Origin of the sequence: Siphonobacter sp. SORGH_AS_0500 (assembly GCF_002838835.1) — a bacterium.
GTDB lineage: Bacteria > Bacteroidota > Bacteroidia > Cytophagales > Spirosomataceae > Siphonobacter.
On sequence record NZ_NHPP01000004.1, the window covers coordinates 61,819 to 87,599 of the forward strand.

At 40.4% G+C, this 25,781-nt stretch carries 19 protein-coding genes and 2 tRNA genes; 6 read left to right on the forward strand and 15 right to left on the reverse strand.

Going from position 1 to position 25,781, the window contains the following annotated elements; genetic code table 11:
• Positions 1-244 precede the first annotated feature (244 nt).
• From BWI96_RS05650 to BWI96_RS05665, 4 genes are all read left to right on the forward strand, one after another.
• The gene (locus BWI96_RS05650; RefSeq protein ID WP_106635718.1) at positions 245-1,594 is read left to right on the forward strand and encodes a flippase; all 1,350 of its coding nucleotides are present in this window, start codon (positions 245-247) and stop codon (positions 1,592-1,594) included.
• Between the two features lie 60 nt (positions 1,595-1,654).
• Entirely contained in the window at positions 1,655-2,410 is a 756-nt protein-coding gene (locus BWI96_RS05655; RefSeq protein ID WP_106635719.1) for an FkbM family methyltransferase, read from the forward strand.
• Between the two features lie 521 nt (positions 2,411-2,931).
• Positions 2,932-5,379, forward strand: coding sequence for an alpha-L-fucosidase (locus BWI96_RS05660; RefSeq protein WP_106635720.1), 2,448 nt, complete (start codon positions 2,932-2,934; stop codon positions 5,377-5,379).
• Positions 5,380-5,687: 308 nt separating this feature from the next.
• Positions 5,688-6,494, forward strand: coding sequence for a RimK family alpha-L-glutamate ligase (locus tag BWI96_RS05665; RefSeq protein ID WP_106635721.1), 807 nt, complete (start codon positions 5,688-5,690; stop codon positions 6,492-6,494).
• Between the two features lie 76 nt (positions 6,495-6,570).
• Here BWI96_RS05665 and BWI96_RS05670 read toward each other — a convergent pair whose 3' ends face one another.
• From BWI96_RS05670 to BWI96_RS05690, 5 genes are all read right to left on the reverse strand, one after another.
• Positions 6,571-9,309, reverse strand: a complete 2,739-nt coding sequence (locus BWI96_RS05670; protein WP_106635722.1) for a DUF4365 domain-containing protein — start codon at positions 9,307-9,309, stop codon at positions 6,571-6,573.
• Positions 9,310-9,364: 55 nt separating this feature from the next.
• On the reverse strand, positions 9,365-11,344 hold the full coding sequence (locus BWI96_RS05675) for an NACHT domain-containing NTPase (protein WP_106635723.1): 1,980 nt from the start codon (positions 11,342-11,344) through the stop codon (positions 9,365-9,367).
• 75 nt (positions 11,345-11,419) lie between these two features.
• A tRNA-Ser gene (locus BWI96_RS05680) sits at positions 11,420-11,504 on the reverse strand.
• A 58-nt stretch (positions 11,505-11,562) separates the two neighbouring features.
• The gene (locus BWI96_RS05685; protein ID WP_106635724.1) at positions 11,563-12,081 is read right to left on the reverse strand and encodes an ABC transporter permease; all 519 of its coding nucleotides are present in this window, start codon (positions 12,079-12,081) and stop codon (positions 11,563-11,565) included.
• A 102-nt stretch (positions 12,082-12,183) separates the two neighbouring features.
• Complete coding sequence (locus BWI96_RS05690) at positions 12,184-13,560, reverse strand: cystathionine beta-synthase (RefSeq protein ID WP_106635725.1); 1,377 nt, start codon at positions 13,558-13,560, stop codon at positions 12,184-12,186.
• 177 nt (positions 13,561-13,737) lie between these two features.
• On the opposite strand from BWI96_RS05690, the gene BWI96_RS05695 reads away from it, so the two are divergent.
• Positions 13,738-14,064, forward strand: coding sequence for an iron-sulfur cluster assembly accessory protein (locus BWI96_RS05695; protein WP_106635726.1), 327 nt, complete (start codon positions 13,738-13,740; stop codon positions 14,062-14,064).
• 104 nt (positions 14,065-14,168) lie between these two features.
• Here the strand turns inward: BWI96_RS05695 and BWI96_RS05700 are convergent, their stop codons facing one another.
• From BWI96_RS05700 to BWI96_RS05720, 5 genes are all read right to left on the reverse strand, one after another.
• Complete coding sequence (locus BWI96_RS05700) at positions 14,169-14,495, reverse strand: MGMT family protein (RefSeq protein WP_106635727.1); 327 nt, start codon at positions 14,493-14,495, stop codon at positions 14,169-14,171.
• Positions 14,496-14,569: 74 nt separating this feature from the next.
• Positions 14,570-15,154, reverse strand: coding sequence for a DUF3109 family protein (locus BWI96_RS05705; RefSeq protein ID WP_106635728.1), 585 nt, complete (start codon positions 15,152-15,154; stop codon positions 14,570-14,572).
• A gap of 101 nt (positions 15,155-15,255) precedes the next feature.
• The gene (locus BWI96_RS05710; RefSeq protein ID WP_106635729.1) at positions 15,256-17,559 is read right to left on the reverse strand and encodes a LysM peptidoglycan-binding domain-containing protein; all 2,304 of its coding nucleotides are present in this window, start codon (positions 17,557-17,559) and stop codon (positions 15,256-15,258) included.
• A gap of 88 nt (positions 17,560-17,647) precedes the next feature.
• Positions 17,648-18,289 (reverse strand): O-methyltransferase, encoded by a 642-nt coding sequence (locus tag BWI96_RS05715; RefSeq protein ID WP_106635730.1) that lies wholly within the window; start codon positions 18,287-18,289, stop codon positions 17,648-17,650.
• Positions 18,290-18,367: 78 nt separating this feature from the next.
• Positions 18,368-19,603 (reverse strand): pitrilysin family protein, encoded by a 1,236-nt coding sequence (locus tag BWI96_RS05720; RefSeq protein ID WP_106635731.1) that lies wholly within the window; start codon positions 19,601-19,603, stop codon positions 18,368-18,370.
• 380 nt (positions 19,604-19,983) lie between these two features.
• On the opposite strand from BWI96_RS05720, the gene BWI96_RS05725 reads away from it, so the two are divergent.
• On the forward strand, positions 19,984-20,958 hold the full coding sequence (locus BWI96_RS05725) for a glycosyltransferase family 9 protein (protein ID WP_106635732.1): 975 nt from the start codon (positions 19,984-19,986) through the stop codon (positions 20,956-20,958).
• Here BWI96_RS05725 and BWI96_RS05730 read toward each other — a convergent pair whose 3' ends face one another.
• From BWI96_RS05730 to BWI96_RS22165, 5 genes are all read right to left on the reverse strand, one after another.
• Positions 20,959-22,692, reverse strand: coding sequence for a DUF1097 domain-containing protein (locus tag BWI96_RS05730; protein WP_157830227.1), 1,734 nt, complete (start codon positions 22,690-22,692; stop codon positions 20,959-20,961).
• A gap of 180 nt (positions 22,693-22,872) precedes the next feature.
• A tRNA-OTHER gene (locus tag BWI96_RS21445) sits at positions 22,873-23,000 on the reverse strand.
• Positions 23,001-23,207: 207 nt separating this feature from the next.
• Positions 23,208-23,978 (reverse strand): DNA polymerase beta superfamily protein, encoded by a 771-nt coding sequence (locus BWI96_RS05735; RefSeq protein ID WP_106635734.1) that lies wholly within the window; start codon positions 23,976-23,978, stop codon positions 23,208-23,210.
• A gap of 186 nt (positions 23,979-24,164) precedes the next feature.
• Positions 24,165-24,827 carry a hypothetical protein gene (locus tag BWI96_RS22160; RefSeq protein ID WP_232793589.1) on the reverse strand — a complete coding sequence of 221 codons (663 nt, stop codon included), beginning with the start codon at positions 24,825-24,827 and terminating at the stop codon, positions 24,165-24,167.
• Positions 24,782-25,729: a TROVE domain-containing protein gene (locus tag BWI96_RS22165; protein WP_232793590.1), complete on the reverse strand. Its 948-nt coding sequence runs from the start codon at positions 25,727-25,729 to the stop codon at positions 24,782-24,784. The genes BWI96_RS22160 and BWI96_RS22165 overlap by 46 nt, the downstream gene beginning before the upstream one ends.
• Between the last annotated feature and the right edge of the window lie 52 nt (positions 25,730-25,781).

Here is a 25,781-nt window from a genome sequence, read left to right on the forward strand (position 1 = left end):
ATTTATTGATTTCATCAGGAGAATCACGTGCTCTTGAGCCCATTCGTGCGGGTCTTCAACACTGATGCCAGTATATTTATATGGACTACCTTATCTTTGATAAGCGATAGGTCTCTTCCATTATACCGTTTTAGGTTTTCTTGTATAATGTACTGAAAGACAATAGATAACATATCTGTAATGCTTCCATTTAAGTAAATGATAACTACTTGAAAAGGGGATAAAAGCACCTATTATAAACTTTATGACGGAAGTAAAGTCACCGAAACTAGGCAAAAATATCAGTAAGGCTTTAGTCAGTGTCGGATGGATATTTTTTGATCGGATTTTCCGCATGGCGGCAGGCATGGTTATTGGCGTCTGGCTGGCTCGTTACCTGGGACCTGAGCAATTTGGGCAGTTAAACTATGCCATGGTGTTTCCTGCTATTCTTTTACCCCTGGCAAGCTTGGGGCTGACCTCAGTGGTGGTGACAGAGTTAATAAACCCTAAAACTGCCTCCAGACAAGAATTACTGGGCACTGCCTTTGTATTGAAACTGCTGGCTGGGTTGGTTGCGTACCTGCTGGTGGGTGTGGCTGCTTATTACTTTTGTAAAGAGCTCACCCTAGTCTACATGATTCTTTTCTCCGCATCTACGCTGGTTTTTCAAAGTTCAGATGTCATTGATCTGTTTTTTCAGGCCGAGGTGCAGGCCCGCCGCTCCGTATTAGCAAAGTTCATTGCTTTTATTCTTTCAACGTTGCTTCGTACGTACCTATTAGTCTCACAGGCTAACCTTATTGTTTTTTCGGCTTTAATATTTCTGGAGGCTCTATTAGGAGCGTTGTTCTTGTTGTTTTTTTATAGCCGATACCGTTCAGAGTCTTTATTGCAGTGGCGTTTTGATCTTTCTCTGGCCAAACATTTGTTGTTAATGTCCTGGCCCTTGATCGTAAATGAATTTTTTATTTTTATTTACATGCGGGCCGATCAGTTTATGATTGAAAGCCTGGCAGACAGTGCTGAGTTAGGCAGGTATAGTGCTGCCTTACGTTTATCTGAAGTCTGGTATTTTATTGCTACCGCATTAGTATCCTCCTTTTATCCTTCCATTCTTCAACTAAAGAACAGCGACGAGGCCGCTTTCCACAGGGGTTACCAGCAATTACTTACCTTACTCGCTTTCATTAGTATCAGTATATCTGTAGGGACTTGCTTTTTTGCGGATACACTGGTTAATCTATTGTTTGGCAATCAGTATGAAGGCGTAGCTCAAATTTTGATTGTGCATATCTGGGCAGGCGTATTTGTCTTTCTAGGCGTAGGCACTTCCAATTGGTTTATACTATACGGACATCAACGCTTTATGCTTTATAAAACGCTGATAGGAGCTCTTGTAAATGTGATCTTAAATCTGGTCTTGATTCCTACCTATGGAGCAGTAGGAGCTTCTGTAGCCACATTAATCGCCTATATGTTATCAGCTTATTTGCTAAATTATTTCTCTGTACCTGTGCGACTTATCTTTCGTATGCAAACGTTGGCGATAGTGGACACGTTCCGTCTAAAGGCAGTACGCGATCTAGTACAGCGTTTTAAAATAAAAAGTTAAATTCTACGGTCAATAAACCCTCGTTTACTCAATCCCTTACCTTTCTAAAAGCTTGCGAACATGTCGAACTTCAATCAAGTGAAAGTACTTTTTAATTATTTGCCTTTTCTGGACGCCTTACAGATGTCTACTTTTTATTTTTTCAGAAAGCTGTTCAGAAACGACGTATTTTTAAGTTACTCTCAGATGGGAGAGGATCGGATTATTGCCAATATGCTCCCGGAGGTAACTACAGGATTTTATGTAGAGGTAGGTAGTAACGAACCTGTACATTTTTCTAATACGTTTGGCTTTTACTGCAAAGGCTGGCGGGGAATTACCATCGATGCGAATAAAAGCCTCGTAGAAAAACACAGAAATCTTCGCTTAAAGGACATTCCATTATACGCTGCGGTTTCTAATACGGAGACTGAAGTGGTCTTTACCGAGTATAACATGCATGAGCTAAATACGATTGATCAGCGAACGGTAACCGTGTTGGAAAAGGATCAGAAGGTGAAGGTAGTGGCTGAACATCGACTAAAAACCCGTACGCTAACAGATCTTTTGCAGGAAAATTTACCAACAGGGCAAACCATAGATTTTCTTTCTATTGACGTAGAAGGCCATGACTGGGAAGTATTGCAATCCCTGGATTTATCAATTTATCGTCCCAGACTTATCGTCATTGAAATGCATAGTTTTGATCTGGAGAAGTGTGCTGAAAACGCCATATACGCGTATTTGACGGCTAATGGATATGTTTTTAGCGGGTACGCCGTCTGGAATGGGTTCTTCCTTGACCAGCAATACCACAAACGTTCGGACCGTCATTGAAATGATTTTTTCGAAAGCTTCAGCTAACACTAGCCTGGCTAGTGTTGGCTGAAGCTTTCTATGATCGCAAGAGCAGTTGGAAGAGGATCGCTAATGTAGTAGATGATACGCGGGCATGATAGAATACTAATGATGCAGAGATCCGTGGATCAAAAGGAATGTACCTCTTGGCGGACTATTATAAAATTACTTCACTAGAACCATTCAGGTCAATATATACGCATTTAGAAAGCCGACGTTTCTCCGTCATTCATACGCCAGGAGCTATAGGGTTTACAACCGATAGGTATGCTTCTTTGCCAAACATAGATCAATACGGGAGGTCGGATTAAAGCGGATTATTTTAGGTACGCTTTCGTTGTAATGAATGAATAGATAAGAAGATAACATCACTGGAGGAACCACGTTGGCTCAAACTGTAAACTTTACTCGTGGTTATACATACCTGAAAACAGGGAAATGATCACAAGACAGGCCCTATCGAATTCTATCGTTAGTTCCACCCTTATTGCCGGCAACGAATGAAGGCTTTCCTGAGTTTACTAATTTCTTTAATGCCCCTTGCCCTGTGGGCACAGTTGACCATTACCACCACCTCCAGTACCGCGTATAGGAAGGATCGTGGAAATGCTATTTACCCGGCTTTTGTAGACCATTTGCCTTATCAAAGTTGGACGGAAGCGGGAAGTAAGGATTATTTTCAGCTTCGGGCGGAGGGAGGTAAGTACTATTCCTGGATTCTCACGCAGGGCCACCTGCCGGATGGGTTAAGCCTGAGTACAGAGGGCCGGATTCAGGGTACTCCTGAAAAAGAAGGTACGTACACGTTTACGGTACAGGTAACTTCGGGGAACCGATCCGCCTCTAAAAAGCTAACAATGGTAGCGGAACCCTACCGAGCTCAGTGGTATGAACGGGCCAAATTTGGCGTGAATGTGTCTTGTGGGTTTTTATCAGAACCGCGAATCGTGGGTGCCTGGACGATGCCCAAAGACACCATTCAGGCTAAAATAAGAAAATTGGAAGCCCGAATGTCTGCCTTTGATGCTCAAACCTGGGTAAATGAAACGGTTAATTTGGGAGGTAAGTTTTTAAACTATGCCGGACATTCGTTTGATGCCTGGCGAATGTGGCCTTCGACTACGCCCACGAATGGGGAAATGAAAACAACCCGAAATTACGTGGGTGAGCTAATAACTGCCTGCCATAACAAGGGAATTAAGTTCATCAGTTACTTTGCTCCTGATAAGGGAGGCAATCCAGACAATACGGATTATGCCGCCTGGGATCCCAAGATTGCTACTGATTTTGACGCTTGGGGTACAATGAATATAGGTTTGTGCCGGGAACTCGTAGACATGGGGGCCGATGGACTCTGGGTAGATGTGGGAGCAACACCTGAACTATTTACCGTAGACCCTCGCTGGTTTGACTGGCAGAAAATTGTTGCCTATGCTCGGACTAAGAACCCGTACTTTATCTTTCTATCGAACCCTGGTATTCGTGCGTTTGGTTCAGTGGTAAACTACCCTTATAATGATGTAGCTGTTTTTGAGGGAGAAGCACGGATGGAAAGCGTGTTGATTGGCGTCGGGCATCTTCCGGCGGCCAGGAAAAAAATGGCGGCGGAAACGAGTATTTTACTGGATAAGGAATGGGCCTGGAGTCCCAGCCGGGGAACGCCTAACGTTCCGGCTAAAGACCCTGAGGTAATAATCGATTTTATCAAACGAAACTGGGCCAATGGGGCTACCATATCCCTGAACTGGCCCGTGCGAGTGGATGGTACTTTCATTGTTCCTGAGTACCGAGCAGCCCTTACCAAAATCGGGGCCTTCGTCAGAGCTAATCAGCCCTGGTTGCCCGCTCCCGAGCTGCAAGAAGCGGGAGGTCAGGTGACCCTAAAAGCCGTGGGGGGTACCCAAATTTTTTATACGACAGACGGGAAAACACCCGGAAAGAATAGCCGGATGTTCACGGGTAAGCTCCCTGTCTCAAAAATGATCAGAGCTGTTGCTATTGGTAAAAACGGAAATAGCAGTCGTGAAGCCCAAAGACCAGCCAGGGTAGTCGAAAGTCTGGAAGGCTATAGCACCGGATTTGCTTCCTCAAAAGACTATACATCCCGCATCGATACGCTGGGGTATTTTCGGGGAATGCGGGTGGTGGTAGGAGCTTCGGACCTAACTCTGGCCGCAGTTGGACATCCTGATGCTGGGCAGATCAGCCACGAAATACTGATTAAGGAATACGCCACGGATAAGCCTGTGCTGGTCTTTAAAGGATCAGCCGTAGTCAAAGAAGCGGGCTTTAATTATCTGCTAATTCCTGAAACGCGGCTGGAAGCTGGGCATTCTTACCTCATTGCATTTAAAGAGGCCGGCCCCTACAGGGCCCATACCCTTACCGTGGTTCCTCAAAACCCGGATGTACGAATCGTAGAAAAATATATTCTCAACGCTCAAGGGGATCGCATCCCCGTTAAGAAAGATGGCTACGGAGCACTGCTGGCTCTGAAATACAGGCGTGATTCAGAAACCAGTAAAAATCTGGCCTTAGGCAAGCCCGTGGCCTTTCTGTCCAATAAAAATGGAGCTCTTCTGAATCCGAGTGCTGAAATTTTATTTCCTGAAAATGGCGTGGATGGCGATATGAACACAGTAGCTATAGGTGGGGGAGAATATGCCTATACCTACCGGATTGACCTGTTAGAATCGACGGAGATCCGGCAGATAAAGCTGTTTTTTTATCCCGAAAACATCGCTACTGAGCTGGAGATTTATACCTCGCTGGATGGAAGTGATAAGACCAGAAGGCTAAGCATGGACAATGCGAAGTTAAAAACGGAATTATCGTTGCCTTTAGGAGTAGTAAAAGCAAGGTATGTATACATTAAAGCTCTTAAACCCGATGGACCAGAACAGCCCGGTGCACAGATGAGTATCGGGGAAGTTCAGGTTTTTAAGTAAGTAGGTGTTGTGTAATTCTATTATGTTTTGAAGGTTTCTGTATTGATATTTTAGGCAAAAGAGGATAGTGGAAAAGGAGGGCTAGTGCTGAAAAATAGGGGTATCAATAAAAGTATGGAAATTAGAGAAATTTGTAGAGGCGAGAATGGTTATGATCGGATCTACGATGCAAGAGAAGAACTCTCAGAACCGAATCGACTCAAAGCGAAGACTTTCAAAGCTGTAGTCAGTCGTTTAGGAGCTGGTTTAGCCTAGGGTTCTACCATCCTTCAGCATCTGACCGAGAACCTAGCCATTTATTGCCTTCGATGGGAATACAGATTGCTCATGATAAGCTTTTCACATCCCAGATTCTTAGCTACGAAGGGGTAAAGACACCGATGACCGTTTTTTCTTGCCGACCCAACCACGTTAGTTTTTTTGTTGATAAGCTGGGTGGATTACCCATTGTCGTTAAGCAGCTTACTGGCTCACAAGGAACAGGGGTGTCAATACTAGAAACGCCACTAAGTACTAACACCACCTTAGAGAGCTTGCACCGGGCGGGCGTTCCAGTTAAGATGCAACGCTTTATTAAGTCTGAAGGGATGGAAGTGGAAGATTTTAGAGCAATTGTAGTAGGCGGCAAGGTAGTTTCTGCTATGCGTAGAACAGCACCCAAAGGTGACTTTAGAGCCAATCTTTCGAGAGGCGGAACGGGTAGCAGCGTAAAGCTATTCGACTATGAAATTCAAATGGCTATTGATGCTGCAAAAGCGTTGATGCTTGAATTTGCCGGCGTGGATATTATGCGTTCTAACTATAAAAAGAAAGAAAGCTATATCACTGAAGTAAATGGAAACCCTGGTACAGGCATCATCAATATCACAAAGCACAATCACTTTAAAGATTTAGTGGAATTTACTGCTTTAAAAGCCGCTGCAAAGAAGAAAGCAAAACCCGAGCAAAACCAAACTCAAACGGTGAAAGCAGAAGTTCAGGTGGTAAATCAACTCGATGAGCGTGCACAACTAGCTATTTTGGAAGAAAAACTAAAAGTGCAAAGTCAAAGTTTTCGTAGTGTAAATCCACAGGATCATGCAATGTTATCTTTTCTTAGAAAAGTATTAAAATAAAATTGTAAATAAAAGGCGAGGATTATAATCTTCGCCTTTTATTTACAACTAAATATCTTAAATAATATAATCTAAATCACTCATCTTTAGGAAGTTCATAGAAAATTTTATGATATTCCTTCTGAAGTTGATAATTATTATTCCTAATTAAGAATTCATCTGTCTTATTTTTAATCACAGGATATTTCAATAGTTGCATATGATAGTAATAGGTTTCATATAATACAATCCATGTAGGATTGAACTTGTTATAATCAAATTTTTCCATATTTAATAACCAATCATAATAATTGTTTATATTTCTGAATTTATAAAATTTGATATCATCAAAATTAATATTGAATTTATAGCAAATATTAATAAGCATATTTAAGCTTAATGATCTTATAGGGTTATCTGTGCTAAAAAAATCTTCAAATCCATGTAAGTTATCAATGTTAATAAAATTTATTAGTTTATCAATATATTTTTCTTCTAATGGAATTACATCTAATAATAAAGAATAAGATAAAATTCCGAAATCAAATTCATTATCTATATATTCTATTAAATTAAATTTTATGATATCTTTGGTAGTGGTGCTTAAATTTAATTTATACAAAAAAATTAAAATTTTTAAACGGTTAACTACGTGCGATGATTGATTGGGTTTAGTAATAAATTCATCCAAGAATGAAGTTTGTAATTCATTACTTATTTTTAGGTATTTATGATTTTTAGTTATCGTATAGGTTAAACTTTCGAAATAATCTTCATCATGGAATATACTATTAATAATTGATTTATTTAATAGATCAGTTATTAGGTCACTAGTAAAATAAGAATGTTTTTTTCTAATTAGTAATTTAAAATATTTTAATGTTTTAAATGACAATCTATTAGTATTAATGATATAATTTAAAATTTCTTTATAAAACATTATAACTGATCTTTCATCGAAATCAGTGATTGCGAAAAGAATAATGCTATTATCAATCATGTCGTCTAAACTTCTTGATAATTTATAGTTAATTTTTATTGAAGAATTGCCGTTGTAAACAAAATTAGAATTTTCAATTAGAGATATAGATTTTGATAGAAATTCGTTATATCCATTGTTATTTATTTTATACTTAAGCCCATTTAATTCATATCTATTGTAAAATTTCAAAATATCATCTCCATTGCCGTAAATCATCATTTTCAATAATGTCCAATCATCAAAATATTTTAATCTATGATAATGTTTATTGTTGATACCATGCGAAGCAAATAAACCTTCTATAAATAATTCATGTATTTTAATATAATATTGAGATAGGGTTCCAATTATTCTATTTGAAGAGACAAATCTTTCTATAAAAGCATACTCGTATATGAGCTTAGATATATTATCATTCATACTCATTCCACCCCTAAGCTGGCTTCTGTAATGATCAATAATTTCAGAAACTACTTTATTGATAGTAAAGTAAGAATTAATTATTATTGATTCTCTATGGATCTTACTAACTATATATTCTCTATATGAAAGACTCATTTTTTCATAAGTTACTTTCATCAACCTATCGTTAAAGTAATCGTAAAAATATTTATTATTAAAATATACATCGTAATTATATGTTTTAACATAAAATACAAGTTTATTTAAATTATATATAACAATATAATAGAGTATAGAATTTGTTTTGTTATTTATAGTTAAAGTTTTTAATAATGCAATATATATATTAAAAGAATCTAAATATTCGCCTATTAAATATGCAGTATATGCTTTTTTATTTAAAGTATCTATAGAGTCAGATGTATTAATAATATAGTCGATTTTTGCAAAATTAAAACTGTAATAATTGCAAATACAGCAATCGCAATTTGATTTAGTATTGAGCTTTATATTTTTTTTGTTTTCACCATTTTTATTAGTAATTGTGTAAATTAAATTGCTATTGAGTTTATATAATATTGTATGAACCTTTTCTGTAATTGAATCTTGGTCACTATTCTTAATATTAAGTATAAGTGTATCTTCAAGAATATCTATTGAATTAAAAAATTCAAATACTGATTCGTTAGAAATTCTTAAAGAAAATGTTTCAATATTATAGTAACTGTTAATGTCATTAATACTAAATGGATAGCTTCGAGCGATAAAACTTATAGGCACTATAGTTATCTCGCTATATAATTGATTAATGAAACTATATAATTGGTTTAATATGCTATCGTCACTGTTAATATGAATAACTTTAGGAATATCAAACAATTCTCTGTCAATACTTTGCAAATATCTTTCGTGCTGCTCTACGTGAGAATTAAGTAGATCTGCAATAAACAAGCGTGCCGTATCAGTATTTAAAAATTTACTTGGATTAATATATATAGATATACTCTTTTTGTTATTTTTTTCAGCAGCTATAATTCTTTCATCAATAGAATCGTCAAGTTGTATAGAATGCCAGTAAACTTTTTTATTAACTAAATCGCATACAATGAAAACTACAGGTATATTAACCTCATTACGATAATATTTAGCATTACGAATTTTAATAGAATATGAAATATGTCCCAAGTTATTAGTTTCAGTAAGTGGACTCAAAGCTTTGGAACTACCCTTATTTTGTATTTTGAATAAATGTGAAGTTGATCCAGTTGTTCTTTGTTCTATTTCGCATTCAAAGTCAATACCTTTATCGTCTTGATCTTCTTGACTCCTTAAATTTAAATAATAATCAGGTATGATGTGTTTAAGTTCATTTATTTTGTCTTCTAATAAGCGATTGGCTTGTTTTTGAATATCTTTTCTTCTGTAGTTATCTACAAGATTATTTTTTTTCATAATATTACTTATTTTAGCTTAAAAGTAAGTTTATTATGGTTTAAATAAATGTTATTTATAAATCGAAAACTGTATCATTTTTTTCTGCTTTGTCTATACTATCTATTTCCCTGATTGCATTACTATAATCTATGACATAAGACTTCCTTGTAGAAGGGCCAATGAAAAGTAAACTTTGTAAGATTTTATTAACACTATTGAAATGCTTTAAATTATTTAATGGAGATTCAATTTTATCATCTAAAGGTATTATGAAATTTTCGTATGGTAAATTTATTTGTATTTCATTCTCAATCGGTTTTAAATATATTTCCTTTATTGCAGGATAATTCCTATTTATAAATAAATTAATTAACTTTCTTTTGAAAGAATCTTTTAAAAAATAGCCATATCCTTTTGATAATACAATGCTTTCTATTGGATCATTCGGTAGCGTATCTTTGATTATTTTTTCTAATGCTAAATACGATTTTTCATCTATTTTTTTTAAATTTTTAATCATTATAAAAGATACATCAACCCCATAATGTAAAGATTTCCTAAGTACAATTTGCTGTTGAGGGTAATTTTTATTATTCAAATAATCTTTGTAAGAGCTTTCGTAGAAATTTACAAAGTCTATTAATAATTGTTTTAAAATAATTTTCCTAAAAGTTTTAAAATCTAGGTCTATATATAGATCTAGCGTGTTGAGTAAGTTATCTGTATGTTTTAGATATATTTTATTTAAAATTTCTTCCTTCTTGCTACTAGAAGCAATGAATTCAGCTAAAAAGTAATCTTGAATCGATTTATGTATCCACTTTATTTTTAAACCTTCTCGCTGAAACAGAGGTACAGCTGAAAGAAGGTCTTCTAGGAAATTAGTATTTGAAAAAGTAATGCCCGGGCATCTGTCTTTAGCTTTTTTAATTAATTCAATTAGCTGATTTTCGTCATAACTTATAGTCCCCGCTTGATAAGATTCGTAAGCTAATTCTCTTAAAACTAATCTGAATTGGTATACGTCAAGATTAGATTTTTTAAGTCTTGACCAACCGTTTTTTGATAAATCATGTCTTTTATAGAGGGCAGTGTATATTTCTTCATAAAATGCAGATTTATTGGGTGGAATATCCTTATTATATATGTATGTATAATATATTAATGAAACTAAGAAAGGATTTCCTAGCAAATCCCTAGTCTCCCTTAATTTAGTCTTTAAATCTTTAATTAACTTATCTCCAACTTTTATAGAACTGATCGAATCATATCTTTTAATTAAGTCATTTGCTTCTTTAGGTTTAAGCGGTAATATATTGAATAGCTGAAAATCTCCAAAGGCGGCTAAAGATCCTTCAGGCCTGGATGTTAGAAGAAAATAATTATTTGATGTTTTATTAATAAACTCTCTTATATCTTTTGTAATAGTTTCTTGATGTTGTAGTTGTATTTCATCAAATCCATCTAATATTATGAAAAATTGACCCAATTCTAGAAATTTGAAAATCAGGTCTTTTTCAAATGATTGATCTATAGGATCGATTTGAAAGAATATTTCATCAATAAGAGAATGTTTTTCGGTTAAATTTCTTAATTCTATAAGAATCGGTATCGCAAACCTGTTTTCTATTGTTTTTAAAGCAATAAATTTAGTCAAAGTAGATTTGCCCATACCTGCAGTATCAGCAATTAGAACTTTTGAAAATGGTTTTATGAAATCTTCTGTATAGTTTTCTATCTTTTGATAGAGAAAGTCTTTAGATGATCTTAATGTTAAAGGATAATATATTTCTTCTAAAAGTATTTGTTGATTTTGTAAAATTAAGATGTTAATGTTTTTACATTTTAGCATTGTTCTAGCTAAATATTCTTCAAATTTGTTTTCGAAATAATTTTCTAAAACCTTATCTTTAATATCATTTTTTTTTACCCACTTTGCTAATCTTTCAATTTTAGGTTTTATGAGAGTAGATATGATTGGGTCAATAAAAGGCTTGGCCAAAGTAATATAATCTTTAACCTCATTTACATTAAAAGAGTCAACAATATCCATATTATCAAGGTTGTAAAGGTGCTTAAAAAGACAGAAGCCTAAGTATCTGAAAATCAGTTACTTAGGCTTCATATGCAGAGGGTGAGGGATTCGAACCCCCGGACCTGTTACAGTCAACAGTTTTCAAGACTGCCGCGATCGACCACTCCGCCAACCCTCTGTTTGTGTCACAAAAGTAGTGGTATTTGAGAGCTTTGTCAAGTGCTGTTTCGAAAAAATTATAATTCTATTAAGTCTTGAACCACTACTTTCATTCTAGGTGCCTCACCCTCAGGCACTATTACAGTTAAATTTTCTGAAGAAATTTCTCCATTTTTTAATATATGTCCCACCTGAATGTTCGTGGTAGTGGTGGTCATCTTGCCTTCAGCATTCTTTACCGTCTGTTTGTAGGGAATGACAAAAGGCCCGGCGTAGACCTGAGCGTCTTTTGAGGTGAGGCGTTTGCCCGTGGCGTTCACGCATAGGAAGGCGGCTAGTAAATTCTGGTTCTGCTCGCCGAAGGCGGTTGGTCGTGGAAACAGGATTTTCGAACAGCCGCTATTATTTCGAACGTACACCCGCAGTTCAAAACGGTTGTAATTTTCGTTCTTGATTTCCATCTTTCGCTCGTTCGTAATATCAAAGCCGTATTCAATGCCATTGAAATTCGTTGCGTGCTCAGTAGTCAGATCAATACTTTGCTGGGCGTAGCTTGACAGGGGAGCCAGCAGAAGAAAAAATAGAACTTTTTTCATGTTGGGGATAAGGTGAGAAAATCGTCGCCCAAATGAAAGCGATATTTAGCAAAAAAGGAAGGCCGATAAGCCTCCCTTTCGTAGATCATTTCTTATAAATACTTAATTAGTCATCGCCAGTAATAAATCGGCCTGAGTGATGATGTGAACGCGATCAACTTCGTCGCGAACGAGTAGGGCCTTGTTGTCTTTATCGATTAGCGAAGCTAAAACGTCGATGGTGTCGTGAAAGCCCACAAAGCGGAAAGGCTTCTCCATAATTTCCTGAATGGGTAATTCCTTAATGTCCGGCGATTGAATCAGTAATGATAGGATCGTCGATTCTGAGATACTGCCCACGAAGTTACCCGTTTCATCAACCACCGGAATCTGACTGATGCCGTCGCGATTGAGCAGGCGGATCGCCTCGCTTACGCGTGCCTGCTGGGGAAGGGTAATGAGTGGCGTGTTGCGGTGACGAATGCGGATGAGATCGCGGGCGGTAGCGAAGGAGCGGCTTTCCAGGAACCCATGGTCTTTCATCCAGTTATCATTGTAAATCTTATTCAGGTAACGCGTGCCGTGGTCGGGGAGTAGAATGACCATCACGTCGTCTTCTTTCAAATGCTCCCGAGCGTACTCCAAAGCTCCGTAAACGGCTGTTCCGCAGCTCCAGCCGACGAATAAACCTTCTTCCCGGGCCAGTCGGCGAGCCATGATGGCGGCGTCTTTGTCGGTTACCTTGAGGATATGGTCGATAAGATTAAAATCTACATTTTTCGGCAAAATGTCTTCACCGATGCCCTCCGTGAGGTAGGGGTAAATTTCATGCGGATCAAATTCGCCCGTCTCTTTATACTTTTTGAAAACTGAGCCGTAAGTATCCAGACCGACGGTTACGACGTCTGCCTTTTTTTCTTTCAGAAATTTAGCTGTTCCGCAGATCGTTCCGCCCGTACCTACGCCCGCCGCAAAGTGCGTGATTTCGCCACCCGTTTGCGACCAGATTTCGGGACCCGTGGTATCGTAATGGGCCGCCGAATTGGAAAGGTTGTCGTACTGATTGGGGTAAAACGAATTCGGAATATCCTGATTTAATTTCTTGGCTACCGAGTAATAACTTCTCGGATCATCGGGTTCTACATTCGTGGGGCAAACCACCACTTCAGCCCCCACGGCCCGTAGAATATCGATTTTTTCCTGGGACTGTTTATCGGCCATCGTGAAAATACACTTATAGCCCTTCGCGACAGCGGCCAGAGCCAGACCCATACCCGTGTTACCCGAAGTTCCCTCAATAATGGTTCCGCCCGGTTTCAGAATGCCCGCTGCTTCGGCGTCTTCAATCATCCGAAGAGCAATGCGGTCTTTCACGGAGTTACCGGGGTTGAAGTATTCTACTTTTACAAGAATAGTCCCTGAAATTCCTTTGGTAACTTTGTTGAGTTTGACAAGCGGCGTATTGCCGATAGTCTCAATAATATGGTTATAGTAGTGCATGGCTGAAAGAAAAATAAATCGATCGATGACCGAAAGTGTCAAATTCTTTAGATAGGAACTGGTAAAATTCCGTACTCAGGAAACCTATTACAGTCTATGACTGTTCGGATTTCGGAAGTAAATTTGTAGGAAGAAATCAACAATAGAAGTTTTAACCTTCTTATTTTATCAATAAATATGGTAACGGTATCTCAGGAAGCAGCTGATAAAATCATAGAATTACGCAAGAAAGACGGTCTTACGGAAGACTTTAGCGTACGGGTAGCCGTGAAAGGCGGCGGATGCTCAGGTCTGATGTACGATCTGAATTTTTCTTCTGAGCCGGAAGCAGGCGATATGGTATTTGAAGATAAAGGAGTGAAAGTAATGGTAGATCGCAAGTCGATTCTTTATCTGGCTGGCACCGAATTACAATACTCAGGCGGGCTGAACGGAAAAGGTTTTGTCTTCTTCAACCCTAATGCCTCTCGCACCTGCGGTTGCGGCGAAAGCTTCGCGGTTTAGTTATTGGTTATTCTAAACGAAACATCCCGAAAGTTTTAACTTTCGGGATGTTTCGTTTAGAGAGGCCCTAGTGATCTAAATAACTAAAAACCAACAACGGCTAACTATAATAACTCATCCTTCGGTATCCAGTAGCGATTTTTGAAATCCTGGATCTGGTCGTTTTTTACTTCGACTCCTTCGGCCTCTAGTAACTCCTGCATCCGATTTCCTCCAAAATGATGCTTCCCGGTGAGTACGCCATTCCGATTTACCACGCGGTGGGCCGGAACGTCGGAGAGGTGATGGCAGGCATTCATCGCCCAACCCACCAGTCTTGCTCCCCCTTTTGAACCAAGGTATTCGGCGATAGCCCCGTAGCTGGTTACTCGTCCGGGAGGAATAAGTTTTACTACTTCATAAATATCCTGAAAAGCGTCTGAAGAAGGCATCGTGTAGTAAGGTAATAAAAGAGTAAATAATCACACCTTTTAGGCGGGTATTCACTTTATCGGGTAATGATTCATTAAGATTCATGCTTCGCGTCCAGGCGATCCTGAATTTCCCGGCAGAGTTCTTCGTACCAAGCTTCGCCATAAGCACTAATCAGCGGATCTTTCAGAAATTTATAGACGGGCACCTTCAGGGCTGCTCCGTGTTCACAGGCTGGTGAACAAATGTGCCAGCGGTCGTAGTTCAGGGCATCATACTGCTCATATTTTGTGACCCGAATAGGGTATAAATGACAGGAAATGGGTTTTTTCCAGTTGATCTTACCGTCCAGATAAGCCTGTTCAATGCCACATTTTAAAATGCCTTTCTGATCATAAACCGCATACGCACATTCCCGACCTTCAATCACGGGCGTAGAATAATCGCCTTCCCAATCTTCAACGTATACGCCCTGCTCTTCAATGGTTTTGATGCCTATCTCCGAAAGGTAAGGTTTCACCTGTTCGTATACTTCTTCCAGCTTAGGTAATTCATCCATTGAAAGCGGAGCTCCGAGGTCGCCCTCTACGCAACAGGCTCCCTTGCATTTAAGAAGATCACAAACGAAATATTGGTCTGCGATGTCGTCTGAAATGACGGTATTATCAATCAGTATCATGCTCGTTAGGGTGGAAAGTCCACTAAAAAGAATAGCGGGAAATGATTCCCGCTATCAAAATTAACACTTGTCGGAGGGCCTGCGTTCACGCAGACGGGTAATTATTTGTTTTTGATCTTTAACCGTTGACCTGTGCGAATCATGTCTGTGCCTGACATGTTATTCCAGGAGCGAATTTGATCCACTTTTATATCATACTGACGGGCAATACTAAACATGGTTTCCCCTTGTTGAACGGTGTGGTAACGCCACTCTCCAGTAGTAGTATTGGCAGGGATGCTGCTGGTGGCGGGACGAGCGGCACCGGCCCGTAATACGTAGCGGTCGCCAACATTTACCTGAGGAAATGCTTGCAAGCCGTTCAGGTCTCTCAATTCTTCGGGCTTCATGTTGTATTTTCTGGCAATAGCGAAGAACGTTTCACCTGATTTAACAACGTGATAAGCTGGTTTACTTTCGGAGGAAGGAGTTGCTTCGCGAACGGGAGCCACGGCTGTTTCTTCCACGCGAATGGGATTGGTTACGGGGGTACCTTTCACCAGCACTTTCTCACCCTTTTTAAGTAAAGGATAACTTTTCAGCCCGTTTAGTTCCAGTAACTCATCGGGCTTCATGTTGTACTTACGAGCAATAGCGTAGAACGTTTCTCCCGATTCAACCGTGTGGTAGCTTTCGGAAGCGGCTTCTGTACGAACGGCAGGTTGACGAGGGGTTACCGGAGCGTCTTCTTCACCAGGCGTAGTGGGGAATTTGTTGGGATTAGTAACAGGACGACTCACTACTTCTGGTTGCGTTCGGGTTGGTTCCGTCCGTACTGGTTGGCTAGTGCTGGGTTGAACCGGACGTGTAGCGGAGGGGTTACCGGATACTACCTGACCATTTTCATCCACCAATACCACCCGACCTGAGTTGGTCTGAGGCTGAGTAGGCGTTGTAGGAACCGTTACGGCTACGTCTGTTGCGGGAGTCGTCACAGGAGGGGTAGAGGTTGTAACTGGAGTCTCGGCTAAGATAGGAGTCTCCTCTTTCGCTTTTTCCGGCTCTGGTAAAGGAACGACTTCAATCGCTGTTTTGCAGGGGCGGCGTTTCTTCATCCACAATACCCGGCCTGGTTGCAGAGGTTCGGTAGCAGAAGCAATGCGGTTTTTCCTTAACAGGAAGCTCAAACGAATGCCATACATTTGAGAGACATCCCAGGCTGTTTCTCCGTGTTGTAACGTATGGAATTCAACGGGTGCACTTTTAGCTTTTTTCTGAATATAATATACTTTACCTCCTACAATTTTGTCATCCTCTTCCATGTCGTTAATGGATAGAAAACGACCCGCCCGGATGTCCGCACGTTTAGCGATAGTTTCGTAGGTATCTCCATCCTGAGCAAGAATTCCATCTCTACCATTAATCTGATAGTAAACAGGACCGCTGGAAGCACGATTGGAGGGGGGGGTAATGCGTTTCAGAACCGGAAATTCAGGCTCTCGGGCTTTCGCTTTCCGGGCTGCCGCTGCCGTAGCTGTGCGATTAGCCGAAGGAGTAGTCGTTTGCGAAACTGCTACGGGTGGAGCCGACTGATTGGAAGCAAGGGCAGCAGGACGGTTGTTGTCCACTACCACCAGCATGGTATAAGGGCGATCCTGGGGAATTTTTGAGCCGCCCACCCAACGGTTATACCGACGTAATTCTACTTCGTCCACCCCGAGCTGATCGGCAATTTGCGTAAAAGTTTTTCCACCGCTGGCCTTGTATTCGTAGAAAGGCGTTTGGCTGGTGCGGTATCCGCGTAACTCGTTTTCATACACTAGTTTGTGAGCCAGGCAACGCAGAATATAACGATCCGTTTTGTCAGTAAGTGTTATTTCATTTGCTCCATTCCATTCCGTTGGTACCAGTGACCGAACGCCGCCTAGGCCTAAGTAATAGGAATAAAGGGTTGAAATCCAGTTATTTAAGGCTGTATTATTTTTCTTTAAATAATTAGCTGCTGCCCGCGTAGAAGCATGAATATTCTTGCGTTCATCTATTTCATCGTCCACACGCAAGCCGTAATCCGTAGCCGTTTCTTTCTTGAACTGCCAGAAACCTACGGCATTGGAAGTGGAAACAGCATCGGGAGCGAGGCCACTTTCCTGCAAAACCAGGTATTTAAAATCATTGGGGACTTTCTCTTCCGAAAGGATATTTTCAACGATCGGAAAGTAAAGAGAAGCCCGATCCAGGCGTGTGTTGAGGGTGGTCCGGTTCGACAAAAGGGCATAAACGTCGGTTTGGACTATTTGCTGGGCTCCGGCGTCGAGTTTTACGTTGACATTTGCAAAGGTAAGCCGCGTGGGGGCCTGAAAAAGCTGGGCAGAAGCGTATGCGTTTAGGATAAGAGTAAACGCAAGAATAAGGATACCTCTAATCATGGTTGATCTGGTTAAGCGTTGTCTTCTATAACGAAGACCTGAACCCTAACGATTCAAAAGATTACTATCGGAAGGTAAAAATGCAGAATTATTTTTTTCGTACGACCATCAAGCCATCACGAATAGGTAATAATATATTTTCAACGCGATCATCCTTCTGAATTTTCGCATTAAAATCCAGAAGATGCTGCGTGTCTTTATCAATTTTTGCGTTGGCCTGAGCTACTTTTCCACTCCAGAGTACATTATCAGCAATGATCCAGCCGCCGGGCCGTACCCGATCAATCGTCAGATCATAGTAGGTGGAATAACTGGGTTTATCTGCATCGATAAAGACAATGTCGAAGACTTCGTCCAGATCGGGTATTAAGTCGCGGGCATTCCCCAGCCGGTAATCAATCTGGTTTTTATAATCAGACTGATCCAGAAATTCCCGGACAAAAGGTTCCAGCTCGGCCTTAATATCCATGGTAATGACTTTCCCGCCTTCCGCCAGACCTTCCGCAAAACACAGGGCCGAGTAACCCGTGTATGTTCCAATTTCAAGCACAACTTTTGGGCGAACCATCCATGAAATCATCGACAGCATCCGTCCCTGAAAATGCCCTGACAGCATTCGGGGGTGAAGAATTTTCACGTGTGTCTGCCGATTGAGCCTCTTGAGAAGATCACTTTCCGGGCTGGTGTGAACTTCTGAATAGGCCTCTATTTCCTGATCAATAAAATACATTCTAAAACAAAACTAGGGAAAACCTTCTCACAAATGACATGATTTACTAGGTAATTTTACCAGAACATTGAACATTTATCAATGTTCTGGTAAAAAAGTAAGGCTACAGAATTGTTGTTCGTCAAACATTTCGTTCGCTAAGTCCTGTAATTCCTGAGCCGTAATGGCTTTAATATGCCCAAAAAGATTTTCCAGCGATTCAATCCGATGGGTATCCAGCAGGCTCTTGGCCATCATTAGCATATAACTCATGTTACCCTCTTCAGACATGGCCAGCTGCCCCATTAATTGTTGCTTGGTAATGTGTAACTGATTGGCTGTTAGAGGCTTTTCGCGTAACGTTTTGAGCTCCTTCTGAATCAGGGAATGGGTCTTGTTGAGCTGACTGGCTTCCGTGCCAAAGTAAATGCCAAAATAACCCGTATCGGTAAACGGTGTATACTGAGCATCTATTCCATAAACCAGACCATATTTTTCACGAACGGAAAGGTTCAGCCGGGAATTCATACCGGGGCCGCCGAGTAGGTTAACCAGAAAGAAAAAGGGGAGACGTTTAGGGTCTTCCAGAGCATACGACTGACGGCCTATCGCCACCTGAGCCTGGGTAATGTTCCGGCGAACGGTTTGGCTTTGAGGCGTGTAAAGGGTAGGAGCCTGACGAATTCGCTGGGTTTTCTTGGCGGGAATATCCTTCAGTAGTCGTTCGGCCAGAGCTACTACTTTTTTGAAAGGTAGTTTACTAACCGACGAAACGATGATCTTTTCAGTATCAATATTCTGAGCAATGAATTCCTGGAAATCCTCGCGTTTGTAACGTTTCAGGCTATCGGCGTCACCCAGAATATTGGCTCCTAGCTGATGCTGAGTAAAAATCAGTCCATCAAAATCGTCCTGAATGGCATCTTCCGGCGAATCATAATACATAGAAATTTCTTCCAGAATGACATTACGTTCGCGTTCGATCTGCTTCTCAGGAAAAGAAGAATGGAACGTGATATCAGTGATCAGATCCAGAGCCTTATCGAAATGCTCCGTTAGAACCGAGGCATGAAAGCAGATTTTTTCCTTGGTCGTGTACGCGTTCAATTCGCCGCCTACGTTTTCCAGGCGATTAATGATCTGAAGGTTACTACGCCGTTCGGTGCCTTTGAAAGCCATGTGTTCCCAGAAATGAGCGAGACCCTGCTGATGAGGCTGTTCGTCCCGAGAACCAATATCGAGCATGATGCCCACGTGAGCAATCTGCGTATGTGTAAGCTGCTTGTGTACAATTCTTATCCCGTTGGGTAAAGTATGTAATTGGTATTCTTCCATTGATAATCAGGGCCACATTTCGCTGTGAAAGGAATCCTTTCATCTTCCTCCTATCTCTTTGATGAGAGAATACAATTGTCGTAAAGAAGAGTAAGCGGGTGTATATTACTCAAAGTTAACCGACATTAAAGCAAAATGTTAATAGTTAATAATGGTATTTGAATAGGATGATATTGCCTGAGTAAGTTTTTATGCGGAAGAAGTATTTGTGCGGCTCCCATTCATTTCAAACTTTTAAGCAGCTGCAAATATAAGAAGGAATGAATAACTGATTGGAAATCAAATAATAAACAAATGTGAAGGGCTGATCAGTACTACTGATCAGCAGAGAAGTATAAAAACCACAAGGAGCATTGTTTTTTCTTGACGAACTTTGCAGGATGAAAATTCTGGTGATTCAAACGGCTTTTATTGGGGATGTAATTCTGGCGACCTCGTTGCTTGAAAAAATCCATTATCATTTCCCCGAAGCTGAGATTGATTTTTTGGTCAGACGAGGAAATGAAAGTCTGCTGAAAAACCATCCCTACTTGCACGAAACGCTGATTTGGGATAAAAAGTCGAGTAAGTACGCCAGTCTTTGGAAGCTTCTCAAGACGATTCGTTCCCGGAAGTATCAGTATGCCATTAATATTCAGCGATTTGGTGCCACGGGCTTGTTAACGGCCTTTTCCGGGGCAGAAACGACGGTTGGTTTTGACAAAAACCCACTTAGTTTTCTGTTTTCAAAAAAAATCCAGCACCGCTTTGATGGTCCGCACGAAGTAGAGAGAAATACGGATCTGATTTCTTGGCTTACAGATGCTCAGGTTTTTCCGCCGCGATTGTACCCTTTCGAATTATCCCTTCAGCCTACCAGTCCTTACGTTTGTCTGGCACCTTCGTCGGTTTGGTTTACGAAACAATATCCAGAAGAAAAATGGGTGGAACTGATTCAACAGTTGCCCTCGCATTTACAGATTTATTTACTAGGTGGCCCCGGTGATCGGGAATTAGTGGAGCGAATTCAGAAAGCGGCCAATCGGGAGAAGGTTGAATCGTTGGCGGGGAAGTTAAGTCTCCTGGAATCAGCGGCTTTGATGAAAGGAGCCGTAATGAATTATGTGAACGATTCGGGTCCGATGCACTTATGCTCAGCGGTTAATGCTCCTACAACGGCCATTTTTTGTTCGACCGTCCCCACATTTGGCTTTGGCCCGCTGTCAGAGGTTTCCAGTATCGTAGAAGTTGACGAAAAACTAACCTGTCGTCCCTGCGGCATTCATGGATACAAAGAATGCCCCGAAGGGCATTTTAAATGCGGGAAAGACATCCGGACAGAACAGTTACTCGGCGTCTTAACCACCATGTCCTAGTCATTGAAAGTGGATGGTTCCCTCGCTTTGAGGATTTAGTCTGCCTTCTTGGTTATTAAAATAAAACTGATGCAATTGATAAGTACCTTCAGGAAAGCTTCCTTTTCTTAAGGGAGTATTGACTACATACCCCTTGCGAGTGACTTTTCCAGTAAGTAAAAGTTGTTTGAGAGAATTTCTAAGTAATTGTGTTGGTAGAAAAATAGTATCCATTTCAGAAGCCATTACTATAGCGTATCCTTCGTCTTTTTTTAAAATACCCGGAGCTTCTCCATTATAGACCTGTACCGAAATAAATGGACTACTAAACGAATTATTACTTTGTACAAGTAAGCATTTGTGGAAACCCTGGTTTGTGATCTTCTTATTTTGAAAAGCAGTCAGAATATCATATTTGGGTAAGGTAACGAGAGGTGCCTTTTCTTGGTTAAAAAACGTATTATAATAATTTTCGTAAAATGCACTAGGTTGATATATTAGCCAATTTTTATTGACCATAAAATTAATATAGCCAGTACTTAACAAATTACGCTGATTTAATAGGTTTATATAACTACTGAATTGACATACTCCCCATAGCAATGAACTGAAGACTAAAAAAACATAAGCAAAAATATGCTTATTGCGATTGTTATAAGTAAGGTAAGCTACGCAAAATAGCATATTAGCCAGAGCAATAATGGAATAAGGATAATATCGACTTTTAAAGATAACGAATATCCCTTCTGAAGATCTTCCAATGGTAATAAAAGCAAACGTTATGAACATAAATAAAGAAACGGAAACGACTGCGATAGCATCACGATCCGTTCTCTGATAAGCCTTAAGAAGTACAAGAATGAAACAAATGATAATAAATAAACCAATATAGATAGCTGGATAAAAAAATGATATAACTGGTTCAGAATCAGAAAGATCTAAAGAGCTGTAATCAAAGTAAGTAGCTCCTGCCAAGCCTGTAATGATATTCAGAATTTTAGTAGGTAGATTGTCAAAAATGCCAGAAATTTTACTGCCAGAAGGGGTTTCTTTCAGCGTGACATGGCTAAGGTATAAACCAATTCCTAAGGCAGAACTAACCACCCACCCCATGAGAGCCTTATAGTTTTTTAAAAGTAATAAAGCCAGAAAGCCAGCGGGCCAGACGGCCATTCCATTCCCCGAAGAAAAGGTACATATCATACCCGCTACAACCGCAGGAAGAAACGAGTATACTGAGAGCTTTTCAACTTTACATAGAAGATAAATAGTTAGAAAGCACATAAAGGTTACTCCCAAATGTTGCAGTCCAGCCATCGTCCAGAAAATGGCTTGGTAGGAGGCGAGAGAAACTAATACGAATGTAATGCTAAGTAACCAGATCCTTGGAAAGGATTTAATCCAACGCTGGTAGAAGAAAAAGATACTCGTCCAGGCTAATCCCGCCGATAAGGCGAATAGTGGCAAAGATATTTTACCCGTAATGCCGTAAAGAATAGATACAAGAATAGTAAAAAATAAAAGCTTATGTTCAACAAAATTATTGCTGATCATAAGCTGAATTTTTTCTGATAAAGAACTGGAGTTATGGAGCTTTAGTAAGAATTCATAAATAGTGGGTAAATCATCTCCAAAGGGAACTGGAGAAATGAAATAATATATGAAGAATAGAAAATTTAATAATAATATGAAGCAGATTAAATAAATTGATTTATTATTAGGGGATATAGCCTTACTCTTGAATCTAAGTGTCATACGAGTAATCAGATATAAAGTTAAGTTAGTGTGGAAGAATACCAAAGTAAGTCACTTAACGTAGTTAAATAACTCGTTCCACAAGGTAATAAAATAAATATTCCGTACAGTAATTTAAGTATTTTTATTTATTAAAATGAAAGGGCAATAGGCAAACAGTGCTTAAAACTGAACTACAAAGGCCGGACTCGAACCGGCGACCTTCCTGTTTCTAGGACGTTCTAACCGAAGGATCACTGCTTTACGGCACCTTTACAAAGGATGCAGGGTAATAAGTAGGGAAATGATCTGCTCTAACCAACTGAGCTACCTGATAAATTTCAGGGCCGGGTTCGAACCGGCGACCCGATGAAACACTCCCTGACGACACCTGCGGAGTACTGAGCAGCCCTATAGTAAGGAGTAATGTTTGATAAGGGGATTTGAGGGCTCGAACCTCCGTTGAAACCAGCGTCTCAACGCTAACCAAGAAGTAACCCGTTTCTACGACATCCTTAAGAGCTGATTGAAGGTAATTAACGATAAAACTGGTTTTTGAGCTGGAAGTTATACTCTCTTAACATCCTTTCCAACGGCTCCGCCTTACCCTCCCGACGCGGTTGATTCGATTCCATACTACTCATATATTCCTGGATAACTCTGACCATACAACCTCTTTCTGCTTCAGCCACTTCCTGTGTTTCAAGTTCCTGCTGCTTACGTTCGAGGCTTTCCTTCGCCATGCTCAATACGGGAAAGTTAGTGTCGAACTGATCGAAAAGCTTTTCGACTGTAAGCTCTGGCAGAATACCTTGGCGGGCGATATCGGCGGATAATAACCCACGCAGGCAGTAAAAAACTACTTTATACGTGAATTTATTACCTGATGCGAGCAACTTCCAATGCGTCTTAGCCAGCGAGAAGTAATGATAATACAAATTGCTGAAATTCAGGTGATTCGTTAGCTCTTTGCTAAAAGATGACCAGTCGGGTAGGGTATTGAAGTAAATCAAATGTGCCCGAATCCATTCATAGGTGTTTGGATTCCCTTGGGCCAATAACCCAAACATTTTGTCCAGATCATAAGAGACAAAATCGAAATCTCCATCCATGACTTCAATGACATCCTGGTGCTTTCTGAAATCATAATATTGCTCCTGCGATTGGAGGTGAAATCCCCGCACGTCGTAGTCACTATTGGGACTGGCTATATTCCAAAGCCGACTCCCACTTTCAATGTAGAACAGCGGAATTCCCTTGTGAACAGTGAAAACCTTAGCAATCTGTTCTTGGATTAGTAAGTTCATGGTATGCAATAGATAAGGAGTAACAAGCGATTTGGGTCGGGGGACCGTAATGAGGACTCGAACCTCCATCCTGACCGAAGTCATAATGCCCACCCCCTAAGTGCTACGAAGTAACCCATCTCTACGACATCCTTAATTTCTGAGTTGATAGTTGCGGGTTAATGGAAAGTAATGAACAGCGATCTCTCAACTATAAATTCGAATATTTTCAATAACTGATTCATAGTCTTCCAGTGCGGCCAGAACCCCGAAAATTTTGTCACTCCAGCCTGCAATCAGGCAGACCTCATGATCAAGCATCTTCAAAGGAACCTGACCGTAGCCATTCAAATCGAACAGATATAAGCGAGCCTCGGCATGAACGTTAGCCTTATATTGTTTCCAGAGTCGAGACATGGGTTCATTACCGGTACCGGTGTTCCAGAGTTGTAAGTCGGTGAAGAACATGATTTTATCCACTTTTTCTTTCCGTTCCAGTAACTCCTTCAAAACCAGGTGCCCGTTCGTGGCATAACCCACTTCACCCTCGCGTTTGTAAAACTCCTGAACGTTTGACAAAATATTACGTGTGGGAACTGGAATGCGTTTCCAGGTATTTCCAAACATGCCCACCTGTACATTTTCACAGCGGGATTGTAACATCATGGCTAGCATTAACCCAATGTCGTACAGTAATATTTTAGACTGCGGTGAGATAGGTCGCTGCATCGAGCCCGACACGTCACAGGCCAGTAGAACGCGGGTATTTTCATCGAAACCACGAAAGTTTTTCGCACTGTGCTGGGCAGCACTTTCCAGACTGTCTAGTACTTCCTCAAGGTAACCTCGTCCATTCCAGAGCCTTTCCATCCAGTTTTATTCTGATTCAAAGAACTCTTCAGGTTTAACAATTCACGATAGGCCGATAAGAATCGGAAGGGAAATTGTTTGGAGCGAGCCACCTGCTCGCCATTGGATAAGGTTTGTGTTACCTTCTTAAGGTGAGCATAAGACACTCCAGCTTGCAGAATATTCCGCAGGTTACGTAATAAAGCCATGTACCCCAGCTTATTACTATCGATGAGCTCTTCCCATTTTTGACGAAACGCGATGGTCTTTTCTTTCTCCGTTTCAAATTTCTGCTGGCCCAGCTGTGATAATTCCGTTTCCCAGGTGTAGGGTATGGCAAGCGTATGAGCTGCAATCTTATTGAATAACTCTTGTTGCTGCTGGTTTTTAGCTTTGGGGTGAACCAGAAACAAGGCATCCCGAAGCTTAATGGTTGTATCCCGATTGTATTTCGCAAACTGATATTCATCGAAACGATTAAATGCCGCAGCCAGCCCTTTCTGCATCTGCTTGGATAAACGATTCAGTTTTTTAAATCCTTCTCGCTTATTTAACGTCTCATAGCAAGCTAGTAATTCCGTGATTTCGTCAGCCCGGGTAATGACTTTTTCGGTTGCCCGAGCTACGGTATTATCGCCGGAATGAATTCGGGCTAGCTCTGTAAGTAATACCAGCGGAACGGAACGCATGTGCATTTCATGGCGGGCGTAAATCGCTAACTGAGCTACGAAACCTGGTTTGTTTAGAGCAATCAGATGGCGAATTCGAATAAGCCGCTCGTCATTCTTTTCGTAGAACGTATCATTCAAGGACCAGGTTACTACAGCCGAATACAATGCCATCGCTGAATCCATGCGGTACGCTTTAGCCCCTTCGTGATTCAGGGTTACCTGGTTGTTTCTAGTAGTTGTATTGAATTTCATAACCTGTATTGTTTTGCTTTGGTGATACAAAGGTTTTGGGTGACTACGCAGT